This window comes from Scytonema sp. HK-05, assembly GCF_963872035.1.
Taxonomy (GTDB): domain Bacteria; phylum Cyanobacteriota; class Cyanobacteriia; order Cyanobacteriales; family Nostocaceae; genus Kalymmatonema.
Genome location: NZ_CAWMYC010000110.1, coordinates 26,626 through 38,379 on the forward strand (window position 1 = coordinate 26,626; position 11,754 = coordinate 38,379).

The window sequence follows — 11,754 nt, forward strand, 5'->3', positions numbered from 1 at the left end:
TTACCATTGGGGATTTGTCACGATTAATGCTGTCGCCGCTGAACTATCCAATGGATGGGAGAAGAAATATCCTTGACCATATTCACAGTTCAACCTTCTTAAGAATGCTAGTTGCTCTTTTGTCTCTACCCCTTCCGCGGTGACATCAACACCTAGTTTGTGTGCAAGTGTGACAATTGTCTCAATAATTTCCAAATTCTTGCCATTCTTGTCTATCGGGCTGACGAAAGAACGGTCAATTTTTAAGGTACTAATTGGAAAGTTATGCAGACGACTTAATGAAGAATAACCTGTACCAAAGTCATCAATTGATAACTCAATACCCATCTCTCGAAGTTTTGAAAACGCAACAGTGGCTTCATTGTCATTTTCCATGATGACGCTTTCGGTAATCTCTAGCACAAGATAGCAAGCATCAAGACCAGTCAAGTGCAAAATTTGCGCCATTTGCTCAATCAAATCCGGTTGGGAAAACTGCTTGATTGAGAGATTAACACTGATTTTGTTTAGTGAATTGGTGCGATCAGCTTCGCTGCGCCGTAGGCGATCGCACATTCGCCAAGCTTGCATCTGACGGCATGCCTCGTGCAGCACCCAGTAACCAATCGAGACAATCAGTCCTGTTTCTTCCGCTATGGGGATAAAATCTGTAGGAGATACTAGACCACGCTCTGGATGCTGCCAACGCAGCAAAGCCTCAAAACCTGAAATTGTGCCACTGGTGAGCGAAACTATCGGTTGATAATAAACTTGAAACTCCTGACGCTCGATCGCTTGGCGCAAAGCAATCTCTAACTGTAATCTAGCTACAGCTTCTTCATACATCTCTAAGTTGAACAGCTCATAGCGCGCCTTGCCTAGTGCCTTGGCTCGGTACATTGCTGTGTCAGCATCCCTCAGTACGTCTTGTGGTTGATTATAATCTACTGCTGAACTCAAAGCGATGCCAATACTCGCCGTGGTGGACACTTCATGCCCATTCAGCCTAAAAGGTAATGCGAGTTCCTGTTGAATTCGTTCAGCTACTTGAATGGCATTTGACACATTCTCAATTGGGTCAAGCAAAACGGTAAATTCATCTCCTCCAAGCCGTGCTGCTATATCCGTGGAGCGTACGCACAATTCTAACCTTTTTGCTATTTCAAGTAGAAATTGGTCTCCAAGTAAGTGTCCGAGACTGTCATTAATCAACTTAAATCGATCTAGGTCTAAAAATAGGACGGCAAATAAATAATCCTTATGGCGTTTTTTCTGCTCAAGTGCAACTCCTAATCGGTTCATAAACAAAGCTCGGTTAGGTAGACCTGTTAGTACATCGTAAAACGCATTCTGTAGCAACTGTTCCTCTGCCCGTTTGCGCTCAGTGATATCATGGGTAATCCCAAGAATTTGATGAATTTCCCCATGTTCGTTTAAAAGCGGCACATAGGTGACAACTATAGTGAAAGGGTCAGAACCAGGCAAACTAATTTTGCATTCTCCGGTTTGCAAGGTACGTGTCTCAACAGTTTGGCGGAGGATGGGGAGAAAACTATTTGTAACTTCTGGGGGGAATAATTCTTCATCTGTGTTACCAAGAATTGCTTCTTGAGGATAACCGCTGCGCCTGACTCCGAAAGCATTGATAAACTGGAGCCGTCGCTCGGCATCATAAATCACAAATGTATCAGGGATGTTATCAAGCGCTAAGCGGAATCGCTCTTCACTAAGGCGCAGCGCCGACTCCACCTGCTTACGCTCCGTAATTTCAGCTTCTAGCTGCCTATTAGCTTCTAATAGTTGAGCAAATGACTGTTGCAATTGAGTCGCCATTTGGTTATGCGCCTGAGCAAGAACTCTGAGTTCCTTGATGCCTTCTACTGTAACAATTTGGTCTAACTTACCATTAGCGATTTCCCTAGAGGCTTCACTTAACCTCACAATTGGTTGCGTTATCCAATGAGAAGTTTTCAATCCTATCACTGTAGCCAGTATCAATGCTGCGAAACATAGCAAAACAGTGATTCGCGTGTTGGCTTCAATATGCTCCATAAAATCGGCTTCTGGAACCACCACGACAATTACCCAATCAAGCCCATAACCGTCTGTAAAAGGCATAATCTGTATGTATTGCCGCTTGCCATCTATTTCAAATTCGAGCTGCTGGCTAGGAGAAATATTATTAAAATTACTAAAATTTTGTTGTAAATACTGTGTTGTGAGACGAGTGACGCGATCGCTACTTTTGATTGCCTTTAAGCGTTTACCTTTCTCCTCTCCTCCCTCTTGACTTACGATAAAAGGTTGCTCAATTGAACTTGCTACCAAGTCTCCAGAACGCTCAATAATAAATGTCTGTCCTGAACGACCAATTTTTAAACTGTGCAAAAAGTTACTGAGTTGCGAAAGAGATTGCGTTGCATTCGTCACTCCACACAAACTACCAGCCTCGTCATACAAAGGTTGAGTTGCACTAATCGCCAGCCCTGATGAAGAGAAATACGGATAAATTTCAGTCCAGCTAAATTGACCTGCTTTCACTGCTTTTGTGTACCAGGGGCGAGTCCGAGGATCAAAGGTTGTGTTAACTCGAATTAACTTAAGGCGATTACCTTGGCTGTCGGTAGTGTAGGTATGATATTTACCACCTGTTGATTGGTTTATGACTCGGATAACTAGTGAACCATTATTCAGGCGATCGACCGAATGAATGTCTCCCTTGGTACTTGCAAAAGCGATTGGGCTTAAGGAATTAAATAACTGCATTTGATGCCAAAAATGGCGTTCTAGACTTTTTATAGATTTTAAATTTAACTCACCACAACCAACAGAATAGGAGTTCATCTGAGTAACAATTTGTGGTGTCTTCATGTAAGCAGTAATATGTTGATGAATCCGAGTGACAATCTCAGTCCGCAGCTGCGAAGCAACCTCATTAACAGCTTTTTGACCATTTTTTAAGGAGAAGAACGCTGTTAGCCCTACAGCAGTAGAGATTTGTACCACAAAAGGTAGTACGAGAGCTACACGCAGCGGTGCCTTTAGTAAGCTCTTTGCAATCGGACGCAAGAAATTCTGCACTGGTATTTCTAGACAGATTTAATAAAAGGTACAATTGCACTTGCAAGCGTCTGAGATTGCTTTTAATCCTCTTCTAATTTTCTTATTTCTATTTGCACGTCTTGTGCAATTTTTAAAGCTTCATCAAGTTGTCGTGCATATTCTCTCGCCTCATGGCTGGCTTGTAATGCTTGGATTGCAGTGAGGTTGCTCTCCAAAAGTTCCGTATTGACAGCAATAAATTCCTTATTTTTCCTCAAAATACGTTCTGTTTTTAACGCACAAATCAAATTGGCTCTTGTAGTTTTTAGTAGGGCTATGGCTTTTTCTCGATCAGTTAAACTCACTCCTTGGTTTCCCGCCGCTTCTAGCTGGTCATTAATATCTATTGCTTTTAATACTGCATTATAATTATCAATTTTTTTAATAATATTTTTCTGATGTTCTCGGAACAATCTCCACTTAATCAAGTAAGCAATAGGAATTAATCCCCAGCCAAAAAACAATATCTGCTGTACATACTCGCCTAAAAGTGGTACAAGTGCAAAACCAGGATATTTTAATTTTTCATAAGCTTTCAAATCTCTAGGACTCAGTTCAGCTATTTTTTTCAAGTCATCTTGTGTAATATATAAGCCTTGTAAATCAGGTTGCATAGCTGTGTATTGATTCAAGAGATTAGCTATTGGTGAAAATTAGCAAAGCAGCATCTTATCGTTAAAGCCATTATTTTGTCGTTTTATCTTTTATCTTCAATCGCAATTCATCCTTAATACGGTTAAGAATTGAAGCTTCATCAAGGGTTCCCAAAATTTTACTAATTACAGCTTTAGGACCATCTGGTCCCCAAGTTGCCCCATTAGCTAAATACGCTTTGGTTACATACCCAAGACCATAGCAAGAAACGCCTGCCACACCTGCTTGAGTCAGCGCTACCGACACATAAGCACCCAAAGATACGCCCCCAGTGGCAGGTGCAGATAGACCGAGTAATGTTTTCAGCGAACTCAACCCCAAATTTGCCAACAGTTCGCTAGCAGTGATACCACCCATACTGAAGGCAATTGTTTGTAATAATTTTACGGCTCCGGCTTCGGTCATGGGAATGCCATAAAGTTTGGATAAACCGAGGATAAGAACGATATCTATGACTGCACCACTGAGAATATCTATAACTGTGACAGGATTGAGAGCGATCGCCATTGCCTTAGTGATCACCGCTTTCCAAATCAACTGGTTGGCACTTGTGTCTCGAATGTTTAGTTTTCGCTGCACCAATTGTTCGTTGACGTTGTCAGCATACAGCATAGTATTGAGGGCAACCAAAGCTTTACCTTCGCGGTGCAGAATTTCCAAAATTTTCAGCTTCAGTTCCTCGACTTGGGCAGTACCTGTACGCACCTGCACACCTCTAGTGCCGTCAGGACGATGAACCATTGTCCTCACCAACGGTGATGCTGCTGCCATGACAATTTCATCTGGTGAAAGTAATTCCCGCACCCTCTCATCCCGGATTTTTTCATATATTGCCATCCGGTCTGCTTCTGGATACTGGTCTACTTTGTTAAACACTAGCAAGATGGGTTTACCCGCTTCTCGTAACTGGGAAAGGGCTTCGTGTTCAACTTTCGTCATGTCGCCAGAAATCACAAACAGAATCAGATCTGCTTGTTTTGCCACCTGTTGTGCTAATGCGGTGCGGGTTTCACCATCTACCTCGTCTAACCCTGGGGTATCTATCAACTCCACTTGAGATTGACCAGTTCCCGATAAAGTTACTCGTAAAGCACGTTCGGTTTCCCCAATTGCTTCTTCAGTAATACTCCAACTTGCTGTTTGAGCATTGCGGGTGACACCGTGCAAGGGACCTGTTTCAAACACTGGTTGCCCCACCAAAGCATTGAGTAGAGATGATTTACCCCGTCCTACCATCCCAAAGGCGGCTATTTGCACCACCATACGCTCTAACTTCGAGAGCATTGTTTCCAAATCGGCGATTTCCGTCTCAAGCCCGTTTTTTTCCTCTTGAGTGAGGTCAAGATGAGCTACCAAATTTTGTAGTGCCGTTCGTGCGTGTTTATAGTTGAGTTCTGCTTGAATATCATCAAAAGTGAAAATGGCGCTATCCAGTTCTTCCTCCCAATTGAGAGGATTTTCGCCAGTGTTGGGCAAATCGCTACGATGTGGTTCGGGGAATGTCGAAGTCATATCAATTTTGGATTTTAAATTTTAAGTTACTTTAAGCTACTTATAGCTGATAAATTTTTATAAACCCCGTTACCATCCTAGTAATTTTTAGCAGCAGATTGGGGACGCGGGGAAATGAGTAGGTCGGCAGGTGGTTAGTGAAACTTTTTGACAACTAACAATTAACTAATGGCTAACAAAAAGTCCTAAACTGAAAAATGCATCTAGTAGCAATATTGTTCTTGACGAAATCACCTGTGCGAAAAATAGTTATTGCCGGTAACTGGAAAATGTTCAAAACCCAGGCAGAATCCCTGGAGTTTTTAAAAGGATTTCTGCCCAGCTTGGACGAAACCCCCCAAGACCGAGAAGTGGTATTATGCGTCCCCTTCACCGATTTAAACGTTTTGTCCAAGAATTTGCATGGAAGCCGTGTACAATTAGGGGCGCAAAATGTCCATTGGCAAGAGAGTGGAGCCTATACCGGTGAAATTTCCGGACTGATGCTCACGGAAATTGGGGTGCGCTATGTTATTGTCGGTCATAGCGAACGGCGGCAATACTTTGGGGAAACGGATTATACCGTCAACCTGCGCCTCAAAGCTGCTCAACGGTTTGGTCTTACCCCAATTCTATGTGTAGGTGAAACTAAACAACAACGAGATGCGGGAGAAACAGAATCACTTATTATCACCCAATTAGAAAAAGACTTAGTGGATGTAGATCAGGAGAATTTAGTGATTGCTTACGAGCCAATTTGGGCGATCGGCACTGGCGACACTTGTGAATCCAAGGAAGCCAATCGGGTTATCGGCGTAATTCGCAGCCAGTTGAGCAATCCTGGTGTGCCAATTCAATACGGTGGTTCAGTAAAGCCGAATAATATAGACGAAATCATGGATCAACCAGAAATTGATGGCGTTCTGGTGGGAGGGGCAAGTTTGGAACCTGCAAGTTTCGCCAGACTCGTGAATTATCGGTGATTTGTGTACATTTTTTCTCGTTCCCTGGCTCAGCCAGGGAATGCATACAGTGAGGCTCTGTCTCATGTAAAATGTAGCAAAAGTCATCCGGAAATCTGGAGGCTGAGCCTCTAGTCAAGCGTTCCCAGGCTGAGCCTAGGAACAAGTTTAGAGCGCAAATCTTATGACACCCAATTTGATAATTCGGGAACGCTGTTTTGAGTGGGGACAGCGAACATATCTCATGGGCGTTCTTAATGTCACGCCTGACAGTTTTAGTGATGGTGGCAAATTTAATACAACCACTGCTGCTTTAGCACAGGCGCAAGCAATGATAGCAGGTGGTGCTGATATTATCGATGTCGGTGGACAATCAACTCGACCAGGGGCGGAGCAAATCACTGTTGCAGAAGAACTTGACCGAGTCTTGTCAGTGGTACAGGTTCTACGAAAAGAGATAGCAGTACCGATTTCTGTAGATACAACAAGGGCAGCAGTTGCTAAGGCTGCTGTGGAAGTTGGCGCGGATATAGTTAATGACATTTCCGGCGGTACGTTTGACCCAGAAATGTTGTCCACTGTGGCGAAAATTGGTGTGCCAATTATATTGATGCATATCCGGGGAAACCCACAGACAATGGCACAATTCACAGACTATCAGAATTTGATACAAGAAATTTATAGTTTTTTGGCAAAACAAATTGCCGCAGCAGTGGCTGCGGGTATTGATCAAGGAAAAATAATTATTGATCCAGGTATTGGCTTTGCTAAGAACTACGAGCAAAATTTAGAAATTTTTCGCCGCTTATCCAAATTGCGTCAACTCAACTGCCCGATTTTAGTAGGAGCATCACGTAAAAGTTTTATTGGTCGTATTTTAAATCAACCAGACCCGAAAGCCCGAGTCTGGGGAACGGCGGCGGCGTGTTGTGCTGCTATCTTTAATGGCGCTGATATCCTCCGAGTTCACGATGTTAAAGAAATGCACGATGTGTCGTTGGTTGCTGACGCAATCTTCCGACAATCTTCGTCAGTTTTGCCATGAAACTAAGTAGAGCCACCAGGACTTACGCAAAATGATGAAGAAACGTAGACGCGTAGCGGCATGCCGTAGGCTAGGAGACGAAGAGATAAGAGTTTCAAAGAGTTCTTGCGTAAGCCCTAATCACGTTCGGTACTCTTGCCATTACCACCTTCCTCCGTTGCCGATTCTTTCACCAACTCGTTCATCATGTCGCCAGTTTTGCCTGGATCTACAAAGACAACTTTGGCATTTGGGCTTTCACCAAGTCTGTAACTGGCATTGATGTAATCTTGAGCCACAAGATACCGCAGAATTTCCTTGCTTTCAGGATTGGTACGCAAAGCGTCAGAAATTATTTGCATTGAGGTTTTTGTACCTTCTGCTTTCTTAATTGCCGCTTGTCGCTGCCCTTCTGCTTCTAAAATTGCAGCGCGGCTATTAATTTCAGCTGCCCGCTGCTCTTCCATTGACCTGCGCACGCTCTCGGGCGGTGTAATACTCTGAATATCTACCCGCAGAATCTCAACTCCCCACTGTTCCGTTGTCCGATTCAACTCTTCTAATAAGGCTCTGTTCATGTCCACTCTGGATGAGTTGGTTTCCTCCAAGGTGTTCTGAGCAATGATTTCTCGAAGCGTGGTTGTAGTTAAGGTTGTTAACCCCTGTTGGAGATCGTCAATTTCGTAAAAGCTTTTCTCTATATTTCTGATGCGCCAATAGACGACACCATCTACTTCTAGATAGATATTATCTCTGGTAATCACATTCTGCGGCTTAATGTCTAAAACTTGCTCGCGCGTTGTGTCCTCCATCACAATTTGATCTAGCAAGGGAACGATGAAGTTTAGCCCTGGTCTCAGTTTCCGATGATACTGCCCCAAGCGTTCAACTAAGGCTTCATTCCCCTGATTAATAAGTTTTGCAGAGCCTAATGCATATCCTATAAGGACTAAGACTATAGCAATAATCGGTTCCATGTATTCTCCTATTTAGCGTTTGGCGGTATTAACTGTAAGGACGCGGCACTACCATGTCCTATCTTCAGTCTAATGTCCAGAATGTGTAATGTTAATATCACAAGTTGCGGTACCAGGCAAGACTATTGGGAAATGTAAAGATTTACAGCTACTTAGGATTGGACATGGCTAGTGAACTACCCCGCCGCTCCCGGTGGACGGGGCTTGTGTACTCATAGGGGAGTGCCGAAGATTCGACTTTCGCCCCATCTTTGGTCTTACCTCCCCTCCTACAGCTCCAAACGGCTGAACCTTCCGCCTTTAGCATTCTGATACCCTCTAGTCTAATATTGATGGCTGCATTTCCATCTCTGTCATGATGAGCGCCACAGTTCGGACAAGTCCAGTCCCTTACGTCTAACGACATCTCTTTGACTTGGTAAAAACACTTAGAACAGAGCTTGGAACTAGGGAACCACCTATCAATTTCAACCAACCTTGCACCTTTGCGTTCTAGTTTGTAGGCTAAGAAGTTGGTGAATGTTCCCCACCCAGTATCAGAGATTGCTTTCGCCAAGTTATGGTTACGAACCATGCCTAGAACATGAAGATTCTCTACTATGACAGCAAGGCTTAGCTGACCAACTTGTAACTAAGTTTATGTAGAAAATCTTGCCGCGAGTTGCTAAGGCGTTCGTACACTTTGGCAACAACTTTTCTATATTTGTAGCGTGAATTACTTCCCTTTTGTTTACGTGCTAGCTTTTGTTGTTTACGCTTGAGATTATTCTCGTGTTTGGCAAGATGCTTAGGATTATCATGTTTGGACACCTTTTTACCGTCTGTGACAACAGCAAAGTGTTTCAACCCTAAATCAACGCCATAAATCTTACCTTCTGTTGTAGATGGGTTTTCACATTCTACTTCAGTTAGGATAGATGCAAAGTATTTCCCCGATGGCGTTTTGCTAACGGTAACAGTTTTGATTTTCCCCGAAATCGGTCTGTGTATTTTGGCTTTGACTACTCCGATATTACCTGGAAGTTTGACATTGCCCTCTACTATTTTGACGTTTTGAGGATACTGAATTGACTGTTTACCATGTTTGGATTTGAACTTGGGAAACCTAGCACGTTTATCAAAAAAATTTTTGTATGCTGTGGTCAGATTGAGTGTTGTAGCCTGCAAAACCTAGCTATAACAATCAGCCAACCATTCCGTATCTTTTTCTTTTTTAAGTTTTGGCAATAGTGCATTGAGTGCCACTTGTCCAAGTCCTTTCCCTGTTTCTGTATAAACTTCAATAGATTTATTCAAAGCATAATTCCACCACCAACGCGCACAACCAAACGTCTGAGCTAGTTGTATCTGTTGTTCTTTTGATGGATATAAACGAACCTGTACAGCTTTGTGTAGCACTCAATATCACCTCCTTGTTTTGTTTATTTTACTACTATATACAGTTAGCATTAAAGTAATATCTGGACAAATTTGGAAATTGTCAGGTACATCCTTTATGGATGTCCGAGCAATTTCCCGACTATCCATCCCCACCGCATTGGTTGCGGGAATTCCATCAAATTCGTTAAATCACCAAGGGAGTTGGGTATGCAAATACAATTTGTATAATTATTCTACTGATATCAAACATAGTTTCCAGAAAACGTACAGGCAATGCCCCTCGTACTTTGCACCATCGCCACACAATGAATCGTTGTACACTACATCTATAACCATTCTTGTGGGATGGATGTCGCAGTACGTGCCGCACTCTGTCGCCCATCTTTGGTTTAGGGCGGACAAGATGTCCACCCCACAAGAAAATCAGAGCATTAGCCATGTTTTTTGGGCTTTTTTGGGCGCAGTGAGTCTGTATTATGAAATTTTTTCAGACAAAGTGCCAATCAATTTCCATCGCTATACTACTTATCCATAGGCTCCAGCCACCGTTTGATACTTGCTGGTAATTCGGAAACCAGACGCAAGGGTAGCTGAGGTGTAGACAGAGATTGAGCATAAGCTGGTGTTAAAAAAGGTTGGTAAATTTTCGCTTCTGGTGTTAATTGCTTGATAAATGCTAAACTGACGCCTTGAGTTAATTGACGTAAAGATTTGGTTTCTTCACCTATTCGTTCTTTAACAATACTGGTGGCTGCACTTGTTGGGTATATTGGATCGCTAATACTTAAGTGAGTACCACCAATCGCAGTTAATAGGTACTTCTCTCCCCGCAGTTGGGTAAAAGGTTCTATCTGATGCTTGAGCGCTGGAGTCAGAGCGTCTTCGGTTCCAGTTAAGATTAAGACTGGCTTGCTGACTTGAGCCAGACCTTTTTTGCCAAAGAGGTTTCCAACTAGGGGGTTAAGAGCGATCGCACTCTTGATTCGCTGATCTTGTAACCTCAGTTTTCTATCTCCTAAGGAAGCCGCCGCACACTGCAACCAATCACCAGGAGCTTCGCCGATATTTAAAGAATCTTTACAGAATTTACGCAACTCCTCTAAGTCTACCTCTGCTCCTACCAAAGCCAAAGCGGTGTAACCCCCCAAGGAGTGACCGATAACAGTGACTTTTTCGGTGTTTAACTTTCCTTGAAGTTGCCCAGGTTGAGTATTGAGTTTTGCCAGTTCATTTAGAGTAAAGCTGACATCTTTTGGTCGATCAATAAATTCAGTTGCTCTTAGCAGCTGTCCCAAATTCTGTGTATCTGAGGCTCTACTGACAGCGTTGGCGTTGCTACCAGGATGTTCAACAGCAGCAACAGTCAAGCCATAAGAAGCTAAATGACGCGCTAAATAGCTCAAAAATCTTCGGTTTCCCCCAAAGCCGTGGGAAAGGACAACGAGTGGGTTTTCAGCGTTTCCCTGACTCGAATAAATGTCTACAGGAATCGTACGGTTACGCTGTCGGTCATTCAAGATGATTGTCTGCTGCTGTACTGCTTCAGGACCCAGCGCTGCTGGATTGAATGCTGCTTTAAAAGGTATGCTACTTTCAGCAGACAAGTCTCGTTCTAATAACAGACCAAAAGCTTGACTTTGTAAGTTATTTGGGTTAAAATCAACAGCCAAACCAATCGCTTTCGTGGCATCTACGGTAATATTCTCTCCTGGGTAAGCTCGCAAGAAGCTGAGTGCGTTAAAACCGTTTGCCTGGCGTAGTGCGAAATTCAGGGTTGCCTTGATACTTTCTGATGTACTGCCTGGTATGACTCCACCTATGGATGATATAAACTCTCTACCTCCTGGCGATCGCATCAGACCGTCAACAAATTTATCCGCAAAAGCAGGATTGACTTCCAAACGTTTCGTCAGAAATCCTCGCACTTCAGGCGTAAGCATTGATGACAAAACTTCCAGCCCGGATGGTAGTCTCCCAGTTTTGGCAAAGTTTTCTAAATCTGCGATCGCTACCGATTGCTGAAATGGACCTAGGCGGATGGTGACTGTTTGGGCTGCCAAAGTAGAGGGCATTCCCACGCCCCATCCCAAAGTAAGCGTCAAAGCACATAGTAATTTTTGTACCAACGATGCCTTACGCTGATTTTTGCCAAGCTGAAACTGCATATTAGTCATTTGTCACGAGT

The 11,754-nt window shown here is 43.3% G+C and carries 8 protein-coding genes and 1 pseudogene; 2 read left to right on the forward strand and 7 right to left on the reverse strand.

Features of this window, described 5'->3' with window-relative positions; translation table 11 throughout:
* The 3 genes from AACT52_RS21340 to AACT52_RS21350 all read right to left on the reverse strand — a co-directional run bounded on the left by AACT52_RS21340 (position 1) and on the right by AACT52_RS21350 (position 5,247).
* Positions 1 to 3,060 (reverse strand): bifunctional diguanylate cyclase/phosphodiesterase, encoded by a 3,060-nt coding sequence (locus AACT52_RS21340; protein WP_083630463.1) that lies wholly within the window; start codon positions 3,058 to 3,060, stop codon positions 1 to 3.
* Between the two features lie 62 nt (positions 3,061 to 3,122).
* Positions 3,123 to 3,695: a hypothetical protein gene (locus AACT52_RS21345; RefSeq protein ID WP_073633260.1), complete on the reverse strand. Its 573-nt coding sequence runs from the start codon at positions 3,693 to 3,695 to the stop codon at positions 3,123 to 3,125.
* A 70-nt stretch (positions 3,696 to 3,765) separates the two neighbouring features.
* Complete coding sequence (locus tag AACT52_RS21350) at positions 3,766 to 5,247, reverse strand: GTP-binding protein (protein ID WP_073633261.1); 1,482 nt, start codon at positions 5,245 to 5,247, stop codon at positions 3,766 to 3,768.
* 236 nt (positions 5,248 to 5,483) lie between these two features.
* On the opposite strand from AACT52_RS21350, the gene tpiA reads away from it, so the two are divergent.
* Both tpiA and folP read left to right on the forward strand, forming a co-directional pair.
* Entirely contained in the window at positions 5,484 to 6,209 is a 726-nt protein-coding gene (gene tpiA / locus AACT52_RS21355) for a triose-phosphate isomerase (protein ID WP_073633307.1), read from the forward strand.
* 163 nt (positions 6,210 to 6,372) lie between these two features.
* Complete coding sequence (gene folP / locus AACT52_RS21360) at positions 6,373 to 7,233, forward strand: dihydropteroate synthase (protein ID WP_073633262.1); 861 nt, start codon at positions 6,373 to 6,375, stop codon at positions 7,231 to 7,233.
* Positions 7,234 to 7,349: 116 nt separating this feature from the next.
* Here folP and AACT52_RS21365 read toward each other — a convergent pair whose 3' ends face one another.
* The 4 genes and pseudogenes from AACT52_RS21365 to AACT52_RS21380 form a co-directional block, all read right to left on the reverse strand.
* Positions 7,350 to 8,189 (reverse strand): SPFH domain-containing protein, encoded by an 840-nt coding sequence (locus AACT52_RS21365; RefSeq protein ID WP_073633263.1) that lies wholly within the window; start codon positions 8,187 to 8,189, stop codon positions 7,350 to 7,352.
* A gap of 168 nt (positions 8,190 to 8,357) precedes the next feature.
* A pseudogene (locus tag AACT52_RS21370) lies at positions 8,358 to 9,587 on the reverse strand (RNA-guided endonuclease TnpB family protein).
* Positions 9,588 to 9,753: 166 nt separating this feature from the next.
* Positions 9,754 to 10,008 (reverse strand): hypothetical protein, encoded by a 255-nt coding sequence (locus AACT52_RS21375; RefSeq protein ID WP_143172844.1) that lies wholly within the window; start codon positions 10,006 to 10,008, stop codon positions 9,754 to 9,756.
* A gap of 82 nt (positions 10,009 to 10,090) precedes the next feature.
* On the reverse strand, positions 10,091 to 11,734 hold the full coding sequence (locus AACT52_RS21380) for an alpha/beta hydrolase (protein WP_083630469.1): 1,644 nt from the start codon (positions 11,732 to 11,734) through the stop codon (positions 10,091 to 10,093).
* Positions 11,735 to 11,754: the final 20 nt, after the last annotated feature.